At 66.6% G+C, this 18553-nt stretch carries 13 protein-coding genes; 5 read left to right on the top strand and 8 right to left on the bottom strand.

The annotated features are described in order from the left end of the window. Nucleotides 1-128 precede the first annotated feature (128 nt). From ABIC78_RS04485 to leuD, 5 genes are all read left to right on the top strand, one after another. Nucleotides 129-521: a hypothetical protein gene (locus ABIC78_RS04485; RefSeq protein ID WP_022677105.1), complete on the top strand. Its 393-nt coding sequence runs from the start codon at nt 129-131 to the stop codon at nt 519-521. A 148-nt stretch (nt 522-669) separates the two neighbouring features. Further along, the gene (leuC, locus tag ABIC78_RS04480; protein WP_054130628.1) at nt 670-2100 is read left to right on the top strand and encodes a 3-isopropylmalate dehydratase large subunit; all 1431 of its coding nucleotides are present in this window, start codon (nt 670-672) and stop codon (nt 2098-2100) included. A 10-nt stretch (nt 2101-2110) separates the two neighbouring features. Then, nucleotides 2111-2611, top strand: coding sequence for a DNA-deoxyinosine glycosylase (locus ABIC78_RS04475; RefSeq protein ID WP_022677103.1), 501 nt, complete (start codon nt 2111-2113; stop codon nt 2609-2611). A gap of 57 nt (nt 2612-2668) precedes the next feature. Next, a complete protein-coding gene (locus tag ABIC78_RS04470; RefSeq protein ID WP_022677102.1) occupies nt 2669-2833 on the top strand; it encodes a hypothetical protein in 165 nt (54 codons plus the stop codon). A gap of 100 nt (nt 2834-2933) precedes the next feature. Beyond that, complete coding sequence (leuD, locus tag ABIC78_RS04465) at nt 2934-3536, top strand: 3-isopropylmalate dehydratase small subunit (RefSeq protein WP_054130626.1); 603 nt, start codon at nt 2934-2936, stop codon at nt 3534-3536. A 9-nt stretch (nt 3537-3545) separates the two neighbouring features. Here the strand turns inward: leuD and ABIC78_RS04460 are convergent, their stop codons facing one another. From ABIC78_RS04460 to ABIC78_RS04425, 8 genes are all read right to left on the bottom strand, one after another. Further along, a complete protein-coding gene (locus ABIC78_RS04460) occupies nt 3546-4439 on the bottom strand; it encodes a transglutaminase family protein (RefSeq protein ID WP_054130625.1) in 894 nt (297 codons plus the stop codon). Then, the gene (locus ABIC78_RS04455; protein WP_054130892.1) at nt 4436-6925 is read right to left on the bottom strand and encodes a circularly permuted type 2 ATP-grasp protein; all 2490 of its coding nucleotides are present in this window, start codon (nt 6923-6925) and stop codon (nt 4436-4438) included. The genes ABIC78_RS04460 and ABIC78_RS04455 overlap by 4 nt, the downstream gene beginning before the upstream one ends. A gap of 20 nt (nt 6926-6945) precedes the next feature. Then, the gene (locus ABIC78_RS04450; protein ID WP_054130624.1) at nt 6946-10359 is read right to left on the bottom strand and encodes a transglutaminase family protein; all 3414 of its coding nucleotides are present in this window, start codon (nt 10357-10359) and stop codon (nt 6946-6948) included. Between the two features lie 88 nt (nt 10360-10447). Continuing rightward, complete coding sequence (locus ABIC78_RS04445) at nt 10448-11158, bottom strand: trimeric intracellular cation channel family protein (RefSeq protein WP_156306359.1); 711 nt, start codon at nt 11156-11158, stop codon at nt 10448-10450. Between the two features lie 22 nt (nt 11159-11180). Next, the gene (locus ABIC78_RS04440; RefSeq protein WP_054130623.1) at nt 11181-12653 is read right to left on the bottom strand and encodes a DUF4403 family protein; all 1473 of its coding nucleotides are present in this window, start codon (nt 12651-12653) and stop codon (nt 11181-11183) included. A 142-nt stretch (nt 12654-12795) separates the two neighbouring features. Further along, nucleotides 12796-14211: a dihydrolipoyl dehydrogenase gene (lpdA, locus tag ABIC78_RS04435; protein WP_054130622.1), complete on the bottom strand. Its 1416-nt coding sequence runs from the start codon at nt 14209-14211 to the stop codon at nt 12796-12798. A gap of 124 nt (nt 14212-14335) precedes the next feature. Further along, nucleotides 14336-15607 carry a 2-oxoglutarate dehydrogenase complex dihydrolipoyllysine-residue succinyltransferase gene (gene odhB, locus ABIC78_RS04430; protein ID WP_054130621.1) on the bottom strand — a complete coding sequence of 424 codons (1272 nt, stop codon included), beginning with the start codon at nt 15605-15607 and terminating at the stop codon, nt 14336-14338. Nucleotides 15608-15652: 45 nt separating this feature from the next. Beyond that, on the bottom strand, nt 15653-18490 hold the full coding sequence (locus ABIC78_RS04425; protein ID WP_062786295.1) for a 2-oxoglutarate dehydrogenase E1 component: 2838 nt from the start codon (nt 18488-18490) through the stop codon (nt 15653-15655). Between the last annotated feature and the right edge of the window lie 63 nt (nt 18491-18553).

The following is an 18553-nucleotide window of genomic DNA, read 5'->3' as shown; positions in this document are numbered from 1 at the left end:
CCGCCATCCTTGCTGAAACCCGAACGCGCGGATCGCGTTTGGTTCAGGATCACTTTGCCACACCATGATCATCAAACGGCGCCGGCGCTCAATCGCCAGGCGTCGCTGACAAGCAAGGAGTAAAGCCCATGAAAAAGCTCATTCTCGCCGCGCTGATTCCGGCCACGGTGGGCCTGGCTGCCCCGGCCTTGGCACAGCCTGCGCCGCCGCCGCCCGGTGGCTGGCACCACGGCCCTGGCCCGGCGATGGGCGGCTGGATGACGCCGCGCCGTGACGCTGCGATCCGCCAGGATATCGGCCAGCTGCGCTTTGCCATCGACCGCGCTGTGCGCAACCGCACCATCTCTCCGCGCGAAGCAGCGCCGTTGCGCCGCCAGGCCATGGTCGTGCAGCGCCAGTACAAGATGTATGCCCGCGATGGCCTGAGCCGCGACGAAGTGCGCTGGTTGGCCAGCCGGGTGAACCAGATCCGCCAGCAGCTGCGCATGGAACGCGCAGACTGGGATCGCGATCGCTGGTGATCGGTGCCAGTCAGGCTCGCCCTGGCATCGCCTGAACCCCGGTTTGAGGCGTGCCAAGGCAGCGCCGGGACAGAAAATGACGCATGCCCCCGCGTGTTCTTGCCGTTTGGTGCTTGAAATGCGCGGGGGCGATGCTTAACCGCACTGCATGACCAGCACCGGCAAGACGCTCTACGAAAAGATCTGGGATGCCCACGTCGTGGAAAACCGCGAGGATGGCACCAGCCTGATCTATATCGACCGCCATCTCGTTCACGAAGTGACGAGCCCGCAGGCGTTCGAGGCGCTTCGCATGGCCGGGCGCAAGGTGCGCCGCCCCGATCTGACGTTGGCGGTGCCCGATCACAACCTGCCCACCACCGCGCGCCGCGATGCGGCTGGCCATCGCATTCCCATCGCCGATCCCGAAAGCGCGCAGCAACTTGCCGCGCTGGAGCGCAATGCGCCCGAGTTTGGCATCCGCTATATCGGCGATGCCGACGCGGCGCAGGGCATCGTCCATGTCGTTGGGCCAGAGCAGGGTTTTTCCCTGCCCGGCGCCACGATCGTGTGCGGTGACAGCCACACCGCCTGCCACGGTGGCCTGGGGGCCTTGGCCTTCGGCATCGGCACGTCGGAAGTGGAGCATGTGCTCGCCACGCAGACCCTGCTGCTCAAGCGCAGCAAGACCATGGAAGTGCGTGTCGAGGGTACGCTCACGCCGGGCGTTTCGGCCAAGGACGTGGTGCTGCACATCACCGGCGTGCTCGGTGCGGCAGGTGGCACGGGCTACGTCATCGAATATACCGGCCAGGTTATCCGTGACCTGTCGATCGAGGGCCGCCTGACGGTTTCGAACATGGCGATCGAGCATGGCGCCCGCGCCGGCCTGATCGCGCCTGATGACAAGACCTTCGCCTATGTGAAGGGCCGCCCCTATGCGCCCAAGGGCGCCGATTGGGACAAGGCCGTGGCCTGGTGGAAGAGCCTGGCGACCGATGCCGGCGCGCAGTATGACAAGATCGTGGTGATCGATGCGGCCGATATCGCGCCGTCGGTCACCTGGGGCACCAGCCCCGAAGACGTGCTGCCGATCACCGCCACGGTGCCCGCGCCGGAAAGCTTTGCCGATCCGTCGAAGCAGGATGCTGCGCGCAAGTCTTTGGAATACATGGGCCTGGCGCCGGGCACGGCGCTCAACACGGTGGAAATCCAGAACGTGTTCATCGGCAGCTGCACCAACAGCCGGATCGAAGACCTGCGCGCCGCCGCCGCGATCCTCAAGGGCCGCAAGAAGGCCGACACCGTGCGCTGGGCGATCGTCGTGCCCGGTTCGGGCCTGGTCAAGGCCATGGCCGAAGACGAAGGGCTGGACGTGATCTTCAAGGACGCGGGCCTTGAATGGCGCGAGCCGGGCTGCTCGGCGTGCCTGGGCATGAACCCCGACAAGGTGCCGGCTGGCGAGCGCTGCGCCTCTACCTCGAACCGCAATTTCGTCGGTCGCCAGGGCCCCGGCGCGCGCACCCATCTGGTCAGCCCGGCCATGGCCGCTGCGGCAGCGGTGACCGGCCGGTTGACTGACGTGCGCGAGCTGGTGTGACCGCACCGGTTTGAACGACTCGCGCAAATCCGCCTTTGCCCCGGTAGTCGATGCGCAGACCCGCGTGCTGGTCTGCGGCAGCCTGCCGGGAGAGGCGTCGCTGGCCGCTGGCCGGTATTACGCGCATCCCAAGAACCAGTTCTGGCGGCTGGTGGGTGGGGTGATCGGGCGCGATCTGGTCACGCTCGATTATCCCGAGCGGCTGGATGTGCTGCGCAGCACGGGCATCGGCCTGTGGGACACCGTCGCCAGCGCCACGCGCCGGGGCAGCCTCGATACCGCGATCAAGGCGGCGCAACTGGCACCCCTGGCACAACTGGCCGCCCGCCTGCCGGCCTTGCGCGCGATCGGCTTCAACGGGGCGACCGCGGCGCGCCATGGCCGCGCGCAAATGGCCGATCTTGCTGAAATTTCATTCATTCAACTGCCGTCAAGCAGCCCGGCCTATTGTGCGGTGACACTCGCGCAAAAGCAGCTGGAATGGAATTCTCTGCGGAAATTCCTCGATTGAGCGTTGCATTGTGCGGCAAGCGGGCCAATTCTTGCAGCCCATAAGAAGGAGGAAGGCGTGTCCAAGAAGGAAAACTGGGCCGGAACGGCTGTCCTGGCAGGAGCGGCGGCCGTCGGGTCTGCTGCACTGGCGGCGGCGCTGCTCTATACCAACCGCCGCAAGGAACGCGCCCAGAAGGTGGCCGACAAGACCCCGCTGGGCGATGCCCCCGAAACCGATTGAGGCCCCAAGACCGAACGACAGCAGGCGGGGCTGATCGTTTCCTGCCTGCACAGGCTATTTCCGCCGTTGCGCAGGGCGCGGCGGCGGCTATAGCGGGGGCATGGAACCGGTAAACCACATCGAAGGCCGCGCCATTCCGTTCGGCCGCAAGAACATCGACACCGACGTGATCATCCCGGCCAAGTGGCTCAAGACGATCAGTCGCGAGGGGCTCGGCCGTGGCGCGTTCGAAACGCTGCGCGCAGACCCTGACAACCTGTTCGACAGCGAAACGTTCAAAGGCGCGCCGATCCTCATCGCGGGCGACAACTTTGGCTGTGGTTCCAGCCGTGAACATGCCGCTTGGGCCCTGCTCGACCTGGGCATCAAGGCGGTCATCGCGCCGTCGTTTTCCGATATCTTTTCGGGCAACGCGTTCAAGAACGGCATCCTCACCGTGGTGATGCCGCAGGAACAGGTCGATCGCCTGCTCGAAGTGGCGCAGACCGATCCGATCGCGATCGATCTTGAGGCGCAGTCCGTGACCACGCCGTTCCAGGACCGCTTCACGTTCGAGATCGACGCGTTTCGCAAGCACTGCCTGATCAACGGGCTGGATGAAGTGGGCCTGACCTTGGCGCGCAGCGACGCGATCGGCGCATTCGAAGGCCAGGTGGCCGAGGCGCGGCCGTTCCTGGCACAGGGCACCGGCGTTCCGGCCTGATCGAGGCCGTCAGCCGACCGGCTCTGTCACCGGCGCCACGTCCACCGATACGGCCACGGTCTGCCCGCCGCCGCCGTGGAACACGCCGTCCATCGGCGCGACATCGGCATAGTCGCGGCCCATCGCGGTAAACACGTGGTCGGTTGAGGCCAGCATCGCGTTGGTGGGATCAAACCCCACCCAGCCCAGCGCGTCCCCACACCACAGCGCGGCCCAGGCGTGGGTGGCATCCGCGCCCACCAGGCGCGGCTGGCCCGGTGGGGGCAGGGTGCGCAGATAGCCACTGACATAGGCCGCGGGCAGCCCGTGGCCCCGCGCCGCCACGATCATCACATGGGCAAAATCCTGGCACACCCCATGGCGCGCGCGGAACGCGTCGAGCGGCGGGGTTTCGGCCGTGGTGGCGCTGCCATCATAGGTGAATTCATCGTGGATGGCGTGCATCAGGGCCAGCCCCGCATCCATCACGCTGCGCGCGCCGGCCAGGATCGGGCCGGCCCAGCCCACGATCTCGGGCGAAAGCGGGGTCATCGACGAGGGATAGATGTAGCTTGCCGGGCCCAGCGCGGAAAGATCGCGATGGGCGGCCGCCCGCGCGCCGATTTCGGCCACGCTGGGTGTCTTGGCCAACGCCAGTTCGGGATCGGGGGCGCGCACTTCCACGCGGAAGCTGCTTTCCACTTCCAGCGCATCGAGCGGCTCGCGAATGAACAGGCGGCTGCGGTTGACCAGGAACGGCCCGGCTTCTTCCTCCATCGACCACGGCACGGGCGCTACCGCCAGGCGGAAATCGCTGACGGATTGCGTGGGCCAGGGCGCGGGGCGCAGGCGCAGGTTGAACCGGGCGAGCCGCACTGGGGCGGCATAATCCACGCGGGTCTTGTGGCGGATATCGTAGATCATGCGAGCAAGCTGCTGCTGGCGCCACCGCCAGCCTTTTCGAACTGCAGGAAGTAGCGGGTGGAGATGGTGTCGGACAGCGTCAGCAGGCGCTGTTCCGCCTCGGCCAGCCGCGCCAGGTTCCACGCTTCCACCGGCAGGCTCGACAGCGGCGCCAGGATCGCACGCGCTTCCAGAAGCGGGGCTTCGGGCAGGTTGTCTTCGCGCAGCGCGGGCAGCGCCTCGATATGGCTGACCAGGGCCTGCGCCTGAAACGCCAGGGAGCGCGGGTTGGTGGGATCGAGCAGCAGCAGATCGAGCACCGGCGCCGTGCTCGGCGCGGCCAGATAGCGCGCGCGATAGGTGATCTGGCTGTCTGACAGATCGAGCAGCACGCCCAAGGCCTCTGGCGTTTCTATCCGGGCTGACAGCGCGCGCAGCGTCTGGCACAGCGCCACAGCGCGTTCCAGGCGGCGGCCCATGTCGAGGAAATGGCGCGAGGGGCCAAGCGTGAAGTTTTCCGCCAGCAGGCCCGACAGCGCCGAAAGCCGCTCGATCAACTCGCGCGCGGTGCGCAGCAACGCGCCGGCGCGATGGCCGTCCACCGGCGGCAGGGGGCGGCTGGCAATGCGCCAGAAATCGGTGGTGAAGCGATCGCGCAGGGTGAGGGCCGTGGCACGGATCGCGGCAAACAACGCGCCGACAGAGCCGTTCATCGCCGTGTCTGACAGCGCCGCGGCGCAGGCCTGGGGCATCGGCAAATCGGCCTCTTCGCGCGAGAGGGCGCCCCAGGTTACCATCAGATCAACCAGCCGCGCGATCACCTCGGGGCTGTGGCCGGCGGCGGCATCCACCTCGATCGAATTGCCCAGCACCGCGCGGATGATCCGCACTGTCGCTTCTGCGCGCTCGACATAGCGGCCGAACCAGAACAGGTTGTCGGCCGCCTGGCTTGCCAGGATACCACCGCCGCGCCGCACCGGGGGCGGCGCGCCCAGCGCCGAGGGCGTGGCGTTGACGGCAGCGGCATCGGCCTTGGTATCCACCACGCAGACATCGGCGGAAATATCGCCTTCGCCCATCATCGTGTTGACCATTTCGCCCGAGGAGGAGAGCCGGGCAAAGCCGCCGGGCATCACTGTCCACTCGCCCGCCGCATTGCGCGCCACGAACGCGCGGACGGTAAAGGCGCGCGGCACGAATGCCTCGCCGATTAGCGCCGGCGTGGTCGACAGGGTGACGATTTCCTGGCCGCAATAGTCCACCGGCCGGCGTGCCATGGCCGCCAGCAGGGCGCCGCGCTGCGCCTTGTCGAGGCTGCGCCCGGCTACGGCGCGGCCATGGGGCAGGCCTTCCACCCCGGCGCCGAACGCGGGGGTGATCATCAACTGGTCGAGGCGCGCGGCCACGTCCTGCGCCTCGCGCGGCTGGCCGCACCACCAGGTGGCGACATTGGGCAGGATCGGCGCTTCACCCAGCAGCACCGAGAACAGGCGCGGCATGAACGCGGCAAAGGCCGGTGCTTCCAGCACTTCGGCGCCGGGCCAATTGGCCAGCGTCAACCCGCCGCGGTCCAGCGCCTCGAACAGGTCGGGCACGCCGATCTCGGATCGCGCATCAAAGCGCAGCGGATCGAGCGCATTGGTATCGATCCAGCGCCACACCGCATCCACCCGCTTGGGCCCGGCAATGGTGCGCACATAGACGCGATCATCGCTGACCGTCAGGTCGCGCCCTTCCACCAGCGGAAAGCCGAGGTAGCGCGCCAGGTGTGCCTGTTCGGGATAGGACTGGTTGAAGCGGCCGGGGGTGAGCAGGGCGATGCGCGGGTTTTCGCGCTGGCATTCGCGGGCAATGCCGCCGCGCAGATCGGAAAAGAACTGCGCCAGGCGGCGCGCGCGCATGTCGGTCAACAATCCGCCGGTGACGCGCGAGAGCGCCAGGCGGTTTTCCAGGGCATAGCCGATGCCGTTGGCCAGCCGCAGCCGATCGCCCAGCACGCGCCACTGCCCGCGCGGCCCGCGCGCCAGATCGACCGCATAGACGTGGATATGCGGCCCGCTGCGCGGCGCCACACCCACCATCGAACGTGCAAAATAGCGGCTGCCGGCAATCAGTGCAGCGGGCAGATGGCCATCGGCCACCAAGCGCCCTTCGCCATAGATATCATCGACCACTGCTTCGAGCAGGCGCGCACGCTGCACCAGGCCGCGCTCTACCTCGGCCCATTCCTGCGCGCCGACGATCAGTGGCATGGGCGACAGCGGCCAGTCGCGCTCGTCATCCTCACCCGTCAGGCGGAACGACATGCCCAGGTCCAGGATCTGGCGCCCGACCAGTTCCTGCACGGCTACGCCAGCCTCTTCGCGCAGCGCCAGCAGGCTTTGCGCCGCGCGTTGCCAGGTCTGGGCCACATCGGGCGCGGCATCGCGATAGAGATCGCCCGCCCCCACATCCACCGGATAGGCGGCCAGGCCCGGCGCCGCGGCCGGATCAGGTTTGGCCGCCATGGTCTGGGCTGCCATCGGGTTCAGGCCAGCCCGGCGGGGCGGCGCAGATCGAGCGTCATGGGAAACTCCCCGGGCATTTCCGCCGGCGGCACGGGCAGGTGGCCAGGCGAATGGCCATGATCCTGGAACCGCGCCTTGCGCCGCGCCTGGGCTTCATAGCCGTTGACCGGTACCGAATCGTAATTGCGCCCGCCCGGATGGGCCACATGATAGACGCAGCCGCCCAGCGAGCGCTGGTTCCAGCTATCGAAGATATCGAAGGTTAGCGGGGCATGGGGCGGCAGCATCGGATGCAGGCAGTTGGCCGGCAGCCAGGCCTTGTAGCGCACGCCGCCCACGGCCTCTCCCGGCGTGCCGGTAAAGTTCAGCGGCACGCGGCGGCCATTGCAGGTGATGACATGGCGCCCTGGCACCAGGCCGCTGGCGCGCACCTGCAACCGCTCGGTCGAACTGTCGACATAGCGCACAGTGCCGCCGATCGCGCCGGTTTCACCCAGCACGTTCCATGGCTCCAGCGCGTGGCTCACTTCCAGGTGCACGCCCCCGCCTTCCACTTCGCCGTGCACGGGAAAGCGGAACTGGCGCTGCGCCTCGAACCACACGGGATCGAAATCATAGCCCGCGCCGCGCAGATCAGCCAGCACATCGAGGAAATCGGCCCAGACGAAGTGGGGCAGCATGAACTTGTCATGCAACTGCGTGCCCCAGCGCACCAGCGGGCCATCAATGGGTTGGCGCCAGAACCACGCGCATAGCGCGCGCAGCAGCAGTTGCTGGGCCAGCGACATGCGCGCGTCTGGCGGCATCTCGAACCCGCGAAATTCCACCAGGCCCAGCCGCCCGGTGGGGCCATCGGGCGAAAACAGCTTGTCGATGCAGATTTCGGTGCGGTGGGTGTTGCCGGTCACATCGACCAGCAGGTTGCGGAACAGGCGATCGACCACCCAGGCCAGCGGTTGCGGCTGATCGGGGCCGGGCACCTGGGCCAGCGCGATTTCCAGTTCATAGAGCCCGTCGTGCCGCGCCTCGTCGATGCGCGGCGCCTGGCAGGTGGGGCCGATGAACATGCCCGAAAACAGATAGCTGAGGCTGGGATGCCGCTGCCAATAGATCACGAAAGACTTGAGCAGGTCGGGCCGGCGGATGAATGGGCTGTCGAGCAGGGTGGGGCCACCCAGCACGATGTGATTGCCCCCGCCGGTGCCGATGGCGCGCCCGTCAACCATGAACTTGTCGGCGGTCAGCCCCACCTCGCGTGCGCATTGGTAAAGTGTTTCGGTGATCTCCACCGATTCGGCCCATGACGCGGCGGGCTGGATATTCACCTCGATCACGCCGGGATCGGGCGTGACCTTGAGCACCATCAGGCGCGGGTCGGGCGGCGGCGGATAGCCTTCGATGCGCACCGGCAGGCGCGTTTCCTCGGCCACCGCCTCGACGCTGGCGATCAGGTCGAGATAGTCTTCCAGCGTTTCGACCGGCGGGATGAACACGCACAGGTGATCGCCCTTGGGCTCTACCGAGATCGCCGTGCGCACCGCGCCTTCGATGGCGATGGTCTGTTCCACGCGGGTCTGCCGGCCCGGGCTGGCGCTGTGCAGGTCATGGCCCTGGGCGCGCGCCTCGCGGCTGCGGTCCTCGTGCGACATGGTGTCTGGCGTTGCCGCATCGCGCGTTTGCACCGCCCGTTCGATCGCCTGGGCCCGAAAATCGGCCAGGGGTTCGCGCGGCTCGGCCGTGTCGCGCGGGTGGATATAGGGATAAGCGGCCGGCGGCACGTGCGGCAGCGAATTGAGCGGCAGGCGATAGCCCAGCGCGCTGTCGCCGGGCACGGCAAACAGGGCGCCGCGGCGCAGCTTCCACTTTTCCGAATACCACTGCCGCAGCCCATGGGCACGGCGGGCCTGCCACGGTTGCTGGCGCTGGATTGGCAGAACATGGCCCACCGGCTTGGTCAAGCCGCGCTGGAACGTGCGGACAAAGCGCTGGCGCACTTCGGGATCGTCCAGCTTGGGATCGGTGGGCTCGGTATTTTCGGGCAGTTCGGCCTCGCGCACGATCCATTCGAGCGCGTCTTCATAAACCGGGGCGACGTTTTCCGGCGCCACGCCAAGCACAGTCGCGGTTTCGCGCAGGAACAGCGCGGCGTCATCGGCGTCAACTGTGGCGATGGCATCGGGCGTCGGCCGGTCGGGTGCGATCAGGTTCTCATCGCGCCAGATCGGCACGCCATCCTTGCGCCAATAGATCGAATAGCCCCAGCGCGGCAGGCTTTCCCCCGGATACCACTTGCCCTGGCCATGGTGCAGCAGCGATCCCGGCGCGAAATGGCCACGCAGCTTGCGGATCAGCTGGTCGGCATACCAGGCCTTGGTCGGCCCCACCGCGCTGCTGTTCCATTCCGGCGCCTCGAAATCGCCGTCGGCCACGAAGGTTGGCTCACCACCGATGGTCAGGCGCACGTCTTGCGCGGCGAGATCGGCATCGACCTGTTGGCCGAGCGCGTCGAGCGCGTCCCAGCGCGCCTCGGTGAACGGCTTGGTTATGCGCACCGCCTCGGCCAGGCGGGAAACCTCCATCTCGAAATGGAAATCGGAATGGACCGGCTCCAGCACCACGCCCTCGATCGGGGCGGCGGTGCGATAATGCGGCGTGGCGCACAGCGGAATGTGCCCTTCGCCAGCAAAAAGCCCCCAGGTGGCATCCAGCCCGATCCAGCCCGCACCGGGCAGATAGACTTCGGTCCAGGCATGCAGATCGCACACGTCCTGTGGCACGCCGGCCGGGCCATCCACCGCCGCGACATCAGGCGTCAGCTGGATCGAATAGCCCGAGACAAAGCGCGCGGCAAAGCCCAGGCGGCGCAGCAGCTGCACCAGCAGCCAGGCGGAATCGCGGCACGATCCAGTGCCCACGTCCAGGGTTTCTTCCGGCGCCTGCACCCCCGGTTCCATGCGGATGACATAGCCGATGCGCTGGTTTACCGCCTGGTTGATCGCCACCAGGAAGTCGATGGTGCGGCCCTCGTACCCGGTGAACTGGGTGAGGATTTCCTCGAACAGCGGGCCCTGCGTCTCGGTTTCGCGGTAGGCGGCCAGATCTGCCTGCAATTCCTCTGCATAGGCAAAGGGATAGGTTTCGGCATAGTCTTCAACAAAGAAGTCGAACGGATTGATCACGACCAGATCGGCCAAAAGATCGACGGCAATCTCGAAATGATCGATCGGATCGGGAAAAACGATCCGGGCCAGCCAGTTGCCGTAGGGGTCTTGCTGCCAGTTGATGAAGTGATTGGCCGGGCTGATCTTCAAGGAGTAATTGGGCACTGCGGTGCGGCTATGCGCCGCCGGCCGCAATCGGATCACCTGCGGCCCCAATCGAACCGGCTTGGCATAGGAATAGCGCGTGAGGTGATGGAGGCCCGCCTTGATCATGGCTGTGGAGGTTGCCCCAATTCATGCTGCGCTGCAACGCACAATCGAACGGCGCGCGTAGCCTCGCACCACCCCCAGCCCCTCCTCTTCAGAGGAGGGGGGCGAGGGGTGGTGGAAGCTGCTCACCGAGGTCAGCCTTCTTGCCCCCACCATAGGCCGGGATCGCCAATTTCCAGCGGATCGCCGCAGCGCGCAGGGCAAAGCCGGCCAGCGCCGATACCGCCCAGACCCAGCCCTTGGGCAGGTGCAGCGCCTGCCCCGCCGAACACAGCGCGGCGGCCAGCGCGGCGGCGGTGACATAGAGCTCGGGGCGCATGATGATCGACGGGCGCCCGGCCACGCAATCGCGGATCACGCCGCCCACGCAGCCGGTGATCACCCCCATCATGAAGGCCGGCACCGGCGGAATGCCATAGGCCAGCGCCTTGGTCGTGCCCAAGACGGCATAGGCGCCCAGGCCCACCGCATCGGCCCATTCCAGCGCGGCGCCGCGCCACCAGCGGTGCGGGGTGAGCCAGCACAGCACTGCCATGCCCAGGCATACCAGCGCGACCCAGCGATCATGCACCCAGAACACCGGCGCACCGATCAGCAGATCGCGCACCGAACCGCCGCCCACCCCGGTGATCACCGCGAAAAAGCACATGGTCACCAGGGTCTGCCGCATGCGCGCGGCCACCAGTGCGCCCGACAGCGCAAACACGGCGATGCCGGCCAGATCGGCCAGGCCAATCACGGCGGGCAGAGCGGGCGCCACCGCATGGGGCAGCGAGGTGGGCAGGGGAGGAACCAGGGGCATGGCACTACCCTTGCCTTGGCGATCAGTGCATGTCGAGGCTGACCGTGGCGGTTCCGGTGCCTTCGACCGGCAGATACAGCCCCTGGCCGGCTGCCTTGAGCTGGCCAGTGCGCACATCCTCGATCCGCGCGCGGATGATGAAATCGCCGGTGCGCTTTTCGGTCAGCGCGCGGTCGATCTTGCCCATCAGCTTGGCATAGTCGTTCTCGAAATTCTGGGCGAGCGCTGCCGCGATCGTTTCGGAAAGGCCCGGCGCATTGGCGAGGCCCAGCAGGACATCGGTGCCGGTGCTGTCGGTCACGCCGGAAACCGCCAGATCGGCAAAGCCGACCTTGCGCGAATTGGGCGCGTTGACCGGGGTGCCGGTCAGCCACACGGTGCCATGCGCCGTGTGGGGCGCAGCATCGACGGCAAACTGCACGCCCACCGCCACCTTGCCGCCGCGCGTGCCATAGCACGTCACTTTGCCAAAGCGGGCGGTGATCGGGCCGAGGCCCGGCACATCGAACGGTCGGGCCGATCGCTTGACCAGCGCGCGGGCGATCACCGGCTCCAGTTCGCGGTAATCGGCAATCACCGGAATGACGAACAGCATCCGCCCCGGCGTGGTTTCCAGCTTGCGCACGGGCGGCAGCGGCGTGACGGCCGGATCGGGCGGCCGGTTGCCGACAAAGGTTTCGGTCTGCGCATGCATGCCCAGGCGCAGCACCAGGCGCCGCCCTTCCACAGCATAGCCGCCATAGCGCAAGTCATGCGGCGTGACCCGCATCCACACCGGGGGATTGGCGTGGTTGAGTTCCAGCGAGGTGAACGCGCTGGCCCAGGCCTTGCCAATCTCGCGGTCGAGATGCAGCTTGTCCAATTCCTGTGGTAGCGTGCGCTCCAGCCGCGCGACCACGTCCTTGAGCTTGGCATCAGCCTTGTCGGTAAAGGTGATACGCTGGCCCAGGAAATCGATGCCGGGGGCTTTGGTCCAGTCATAGTGGATATCGAGCGTGGCGCGCGGTTTCCAGTCGTTGGCCAGCGACAGCCGCACATGGGCGTGCACCACGGCATCGCCAGTGGCGGTTTCCTGCTTGAACACGCCGGCAATATCCTTGGCGCGCAGCGTGGCATGCAGCGGCAGCGTGACCACCAGATCCTGGCCCTGGCCCGCCAGCGTGATCGGCCCGCGCACCACATCGCCCACGATGCGGCATTCCACGCGCGGTGTCTTGAGCTTGACCCCCAGCACCTTGACTCGCTGCGAGGCCAGGCAATCCTGCCCGGGCTTGTCGATCGACCACAACTGGCGCGGCACCTCGCGTTCGAGCGCGGCGCTCAGTTCGTCCAGCCGGGCGACGATCGGCACGGCGATAGTCGAGGCCTGGGGCGGCACGGCGATGGCATCGTTGGCGCGCGGCGGCGCCTCTGTCACCGGGCTGTGGTGGCAGCCGGCCAGCAGGATCGATGCGGTCAGCGCCGCTGCGCTGCCGACCTTACGCGAGAGTGTCATGTGCTGTTGCCCCGTTTGGGCGCACTACGCACCAAGACCGGGCAAAGTTCCCGGCGCCATGATGGCGCCCGTTCGCCCATGAAAAAGGCCGCGCCCGGTTGCCCCGGCGCGGCCTTGTTTCATCGGTTGTGCCAAAAGGCGATCAGATGTGGATCGGCTTTTCGCGGATACCCATTGCCGCTTCCTTGAGCGCTTCCGAATGGGTCGGGTGCGCGTGGCAGGTATAGGCGATGTCTTCCGAGGTAGCGCCAAATTCCAGCGCCAGCGCGGCTTCGGCGATCATCGTGCCGGCCACCGAGGCAATCGCCCACACGCCCAGCACGCGGTCGGTCTGCGCATCGGCAATGACCTTCACGAAGCCATCGGGCTCGTGGTTGGTCTTGGCGCGGCTGTTGGCCAGCATGGGGAACTTGCTGACCTTGATCTTCGACTGGTCGCCGCCGGCCTTTTCCAGCGCGGCTTCCTGGGTCAGGCCCACGCCGGCAAATTCGGGGAAGGTATAGACCACGCCGGGGATCACGTCGTGGTTGACGATCCCCGTCAGGCCCGCGATGTTTTCGGCCACGGCAATGCCTTCGTCCTCGGCCTTGTGCGCCAGCATCGGGCCGGGGATCACGTCACCGATGGCCCACACGCCGTCCACCTTGGTGCGGAAATCGTGGTCGGTTTCGATCTGGCCGCGACCGTTCAGTTCCAGGCCGATCTTGTCGAGCCCGAGGCCATCGGTGTTAGGCTTGCGGCCGATGGCCACCAGCACGCAATCGGCTTCGATCGTTTCGGCAGCGCCGCCGGCCGAAGGCTCGACCGTGAGCGTCGCCTTGCTGCCTTCCACGGCCACGCCGGTGACCTTGGTCGAGAGCTTGAGCGCCATGCCCTGCTTCTTGAAGATCTTGGCGGCTTCCTTGCGCACGTCGCCGTCCATGCCGGGCAGCAGCTGGTCAAGGTATTCCACCACAGTGACCTTGGCACCCAGGCGGCGCCAGACCGAACCCAGTTCCAGGCCGATCACGCCGCCACCGATCACCACCAGGTGTTCGGGCACGCGGTCGAGCGCGAGGGCACCGGTCGAATCGACCACCACGCCGGCGTCATTGTCCACGGTCACGCCCGGCAGCGGGGTGACCGACGAACCGGTGGCGATGACGATGTGCTTGGCCGAAATCTTTTGCCCGGCCACGGTGACGCTGTGCGCGTCTTCGAACGTGGCATAGCCCTTGAGCCAGGTGATCTTGTTCTTCTTGAACAGGAATTCGATGCCGCCGGTCAGGCCCTTGACCGAGTCGAGCTTCTGCGCCTGCATGGCAGAGAGGTCCAGTTCCACCGGGCCGGTCTTGATGCCATAGTTGGCAAAGGTGCCGTTGACGGCTTCGTCGTACTTTTCCGAACCGTGCAGCAGCGCCTTCGACGGGATGCAGCCCACGTTGAGGCAGGTGCCGCCCAGCGTTTCGCGCCCTTCGGCGCACGCAGTCTTGAGGCCCAGATGGGCCGCGCGGATCGCCGCGACATAGCCGCCCGGGCCAGCGCCGATCACCAGGACATCATAATCATATTCAGCCATTGCGGCCTCCTGTTCGCGCGTTCCCGAAAACGGTGGCGGGACTGGCGCGACTTATCACACAAGTTCGCGTGGATGCACGCTGGCGCGCCCGGCGGTGGTCACCGGGCGCGCCGTGCAGTGCCGATCAGAGATCGATCAGCAGGCGGGTGGGATCTTCGATCGCTTCCTTGATGGTCTTGAGGGCGGTAACCGCCTCGCGACCGTCGATGATGCGGTGGTCATACGACAGGGCGATGTACATCATCGGGCGGATCACGATCTCGCCGTTGCGGACCACGGGGCGGTCCTCGATGCGGTGCAGGCCCAGCACGGCCGACTGCGGCGGGTTGATGATCGGGGTGGACATCAGGCCACCAAACACGCCGCCGTTGGAAATCGTGAAGGTGCCGCCCTTCATGTCTTCCATGGTCAGCGCGCCTTCGCGGGCCTTCTTGCCGAAATCGCCGATCGCCTTTTCGATGCCGGCGAACGAGAGCTTGTCAGCGTCGCGCACCACCGGAACGACCAGGCCGTTCGGCGCCGAGACGGCCACCGAGATATCGACATAGTCGTGATAGACGATTTCATCGCCCTGGATCTGGGCGTTGACGGCCGGAATGTCCTTGAGCGCCAGGCACGAAGCCTTGGCGAAGAAAGACATGAAGCCCAGCTTCACGCCGTGCTTCTTCTCGAACACGTCCTTGTACTTCTCGCGCGCGGCCATCACCGCCGACATGTCCACGTCGTTGAACGTGGTGAGCAGGGCAGCGTTTTCCTGCGCGCTCTTGAGGCGCTTGGCGATGGTCTGGCGCAGGCGCGTCATCTTGACGCGTTCCTCGTTGCGGCCGGGAGCAGCAACGGCCGCAGGCACGGCAGCCGTGGCGGCCGGCGCCGGCGAGGCTGCCTTGGCCTGGGCTGCGGCGAGCACGTCTTCCTTGGTCAGGCGGCCGTCCTTGCCGGTGCCCTTGACGGTGGAAGGATCGATGCCGTGCTCCAGCACCGCGCGGCGCACCGCCGGCGACAGCGCGGCAGCGCCGGCATCGTCACCAGCAGGGGCCGAAGCAGGGACAGCCGCAGCAGCAGCCGGGGCCGGCGCGGCGGCCGGAGCCACTGTGTCGGACGCGGGCGGCACGGGCTTTTCCTCGCGCGGGGCAACCGGCACGTTGCCGGCTGCGGCAACGCCGTCTTCCACGGTGCCGAGCAGCGCGCCAACCGTGACGGTTTCGCCTTCGGCAACCAGGATCTGGCCCAGCACGCCGGCAACGGGCGAGGGCACTTCGACGGCAACCTTGTCGGTTTCGAGGCTGACGATAGGCTCGTCCAGAGCCACCGCTTCGCCGGGCTTCTTCAGCCACTGGCCGACCGTCGCTTCGCTGACGCTTTCACCGAGCGTCGGAACCTTGACTTCGATGGACATGACTTGGTGTTCCTTGGGGAGAATTCAGGTGGACGAAACGGCCGGTCAGGCCTTCTTCTTGCGGCGGATTTCCTCGCGCACCGACAGCGCCAGCGCATCGGCCACCAAGGCGGCCTGCTCGGCATTGTGGCGCTTGGCCAGGCCCGTGGCGGGCGAAGCCGAGGCGGAACGGCCGGCATAGCGGGGGCGCGTGACCTTGCCCTTGGCAGCCTTGAGCGATTCCTCGATCAGCGGCTCGGCAAAGAACCACGAACCGTTGTTCTTCGGCTCTTCCTGGCACCACACCACGTCTTCCAGATTGGTCATGCGCGACAGGCGCAGGGCCAGCGGCTCACCCGGGAAGGGGTAGAGCTGCTCGATCCGAATGATCTGGGTATCGGTGATGCCGGCCGCATCGCGTGCCTCGATCAGGTCATAGGCGACCTTGCCCGAGCACAGCACCACGCGGCGGGTGTCGCGGTCTTCCGGTGCCGAAGGATCGGACAGGATGCGCTTGAACTGCGCTTCGCCCAGGAAATCGGCCGCGGTCGACTTGGCCAGCGGGTGGCGAAGCAGCGACTTGGGCGTCATGATGATCAGCGGCTTGCGGAACGAGCGGTGCATCTGCCGGCGCAGCACGTGGAAGTAGTTGGCCGGGCTGGTGATGTTGCACACCTGCAGGTTGTCTTCCGCGCAGAGCTGGAGATAGCGCTCGAGACGGGCCGAAGAGTGTTCCGGACCCTGGCCTTCATAGCCGTGCGGCAGCAGCATGACGAGGCCGTTGGCACGCAGCCACTTGGCTTCCGATGCGGCGACGTACTGGTCGATCACGATCTGGGCGCCGTTGGCAAAGTCACCGAACTGCGCTTCCCACAGCACCAGCGTCTTGGGATCGGCACTGGCATAGCCGTATTCGAAGCCGAGCACGCCATATTCTGACAGCGGGCTGTCGAGCACTTCGAAGCGGCCGTGGGGCAGCGTCGCCAGCGGCACATACTTGTGCTCGTCGGTCTGGTCGACCCACACCGCGTGGCGCTGGCTGAACGTGCCGCGGCCGCAATCCTGGCCCGAGAGGCGTACGTTGTAGCCTTCGGTGACCAGGCTGCCATAGGCGAGTGCTTCGGCCGTGGCCCAGTCAAACCCGTTGCCGGTGTTGAACATCTCGCGCTTGGCGTCGAGCACGCGGCCCAGCGTCTTGTGGACGGTCAGGCTTTCGGGAACCGAGGTCAGCGTACGGCCCAGGCTGTCGAACAGCTTCTGTTCGATGCCGGTGGCCACATTGCGGCGCGCCGTCACCGGGTCGGCCGGCTTGTTGAGGCCTGCCCAGCGTCCGCCGAACCAGTCGGCCTCGTTGGCCTTGTAGCTCTTGGCGGCTTCGAACTCGTTTTCAAGCGTGGCGGTGAAGTGGTCTTCCACGTCACCCTTCCAGCCCTTGTCGATCACGCCCTCGGCGGCCAGGCGCTCGGCATAGAGCGTCGAGACGGCCGGATGCTTCTTGATCTTGGCGTACATCAGCGGCTGCGTGAACGAGGGCTCGTCGCCTTCGTTGTGGCCGAAGCGGCGGTAGCACCACATGTCGATCACGATGTCGCGGCCGAACTGCTGGCGATAGTCGATCGCCAGCTTGCACGCGAAGGTCACCGCTTCGGGATCATCGCCGTTGACGTGGATGATCGGCGCCTGGACGCCCTTGGCCACGTCAGAGGGGTAGGGCGAGCCGCGCGAGAACTGCGGGCTGGTGGTGAAGCCGATCTGGTTGTTGATGATGAAGTGGATGCAACCGCCGGTGTTGTAGCCCTGCACGCCGGAAAAGCCGAAGCATTCCCAGACAATGCCCTGGCCGGCAAAGGCGGCGTCGCCGTGGATCAGCACCGGCAGCACCTGCTTGTGCTTGCCCGGGCCCACGTCATCGCGGAACTGCTGCTGGGCCAGCGTCTTGCCCAGCACGATGGGGTCCACCGTTTCCAGGTGCGACGGGTTGGGCAGCAGGCTCATGTGCACCTTGGTGCCGTCGAACTCGCGGTCGGTGCTGGTGCCCAGGTGATACTTCACGTCGCCCGAGCCGCCCACGTCTTCGGGGTTGGCGCTGCCGCCCGAGAATTCGTGGAAGATCACGCGATAGGGCTTGGCCATCACGTTGGCGAGGATGTTCAGGCGGCCGCGGTGGGCCATGCCATAGATGATTTCCTTCACCCCGCGCTGGCCGCCGTACTTGATCACCGCTTCGAGCGCGGGGATCATCGACTCGCCGCCGTCCAGGCCGAAGCGCTTGGTGCCGACATACTTCTTGCCGAGGAACTTCTCGTACTGCTCGCCGCGCACCACGGCCGAAAGGATCGCCTTCTTGCCCTCGGGCGTGAAGTCGATCGACTTGTCGCCGCCTTCGATGCGGTCCTGCAGGAACTTGCGCTCCTCCACGTCGGAGATGTGCATGTATTCCAGGCCGACCTTGCCGCAATAGTTCTTGCGCAGAATCTCGACCACTTCGCGCACGGTGCCCCATTGCAGGCCCAGCGTGCCGCCCAGATAGATCTTGCGATCCATGTCCTTGGGCAGGAAGCCGTGGTATTCGGGGCTGAGGTCGGCCGGCAGGTACTGCTTGGACAGGCCCAGCGGATCAAGGTCTGCCGCCAGGTGGCCGCGCACGCGATAGGTGCGCACCAGCAGCATCACGCGCAGGCTGTCGTTGGCCGCCTGTTCCAGCGCGGCTTCGTCCAGCGCGGCGCCGGCCTTCTTGGCGGCCTTGGCGACCTCGACCTTGATGGTCATGGGATCGAGCGCACGGGTCAGATCATCGCCGGCGAGTGCGTCGGTAATCGGCCAGCGCTTGGACTGCCAGGACGGACCCTGCTGCGGCGCATCCTGTGAAGGATCAACTTCGTACTCGTGCACGTCCTGTGCCATGGTCAATTCACTCCTGTGCCCCCGGGGAGGGGAGGGGCTTCGGAAAAAGGTTGTGGGCAGAGT

Source organism: Novosphingobium sp. 1529 (assembly GCF_040544855.1).
GTDB classification, from domain to species: Bacteria; Pseudomonadota; Alphaproteobacteria; order Sphingomonadales; family Sphingomonadaceae; genus Novosphingobium; species Novosphingobium capsulatum.
Note: the sequence above shows the minus strand (reverse complement) of the source record. Positions and strands in the feature narration are given on the sequence as shown.

Excerpts from the sequence above, each read along its gene's own strand:
- ABIC78_RS04485 (WP_022677105.1), top strand. The coding sequence starts at position 129 with ATGAAAAAGCTCATTCTCGCCGCGCTGATTCCGGCCACGGTGGGCCTG.
- leuC (WP_054130628.1), top strand. The coding sequence starts at position 670 with ATGACCAGCACCGGCAAGACGCTCTACGAAAAGATCTGGGATGCCCAC.
- leuD (WP_054130626.1), top strand. The coding sequence starts at position 2,934 with ATGGAACCGGTAAACCACATCGAAGGCCGCGCCATTCCGTTCGGCCGC.
- ABIC78_RS04460 (WP_054130625.1), bottom strand. The coding sequence starts at position 4,439 with ATGATCTACGATATCCGCCACAAGACCCGCGTGGATTATGCCGCCCCA.
- ABIC78_RS04455 (WP_054130892.1), bottom strand. The coding sequence starts at position 6,925 with ATGGCGGCCAAACCTGATCCGGCCGCGGCGCCGGGCCTGGCCGCCTAT.
- ABIC78_RS04450 (WP_054130624.1), bottom strand. The coding sequence starts at position 10,359 with ATGATCAAGGCGGGCCTCCATCACCTCACGCGCTATTCCTATGCCAAG.
- ABIC78_RS04445 (WP_156306359.1), bottom strand. The coding sequence starts at position 11,158 with ATGCCCCTGGTTCCTCCCCTGCCCACCTCGCTGCCCCATGCGGTGGCG.
- ABIC78_RS04440 (WP_054130623.1), bottom strand. The coding sequence starts at position 12,653 with ATGACACTCTCGCGTAAGGTCGGCAGCGCAGCGGCGCTGACCGCATCG.
- lpdA (WP_054130622.1), bottom strand. The coding sequence starts at position 14,211 with ATGGCTGAATATGATTATGATGTCCTGGTGATCGGCGCTGGCCCGGGC.
- odhB (WP_054130621.1), bottom strand. The coding sequence starts at position 15,607 with ATGTCCATCGAAGTCAAGGTTCCGACGCTCGGTGAAAGCGTCAGCGAA.
- ABIC78_RS04425 (WP_062786295.1), bottom strand. The coding sequence starts at position 18,490 with ATGGCACAGGACGTGCACGAGTACGAAGTTGATCCTTCACAGGATGCG.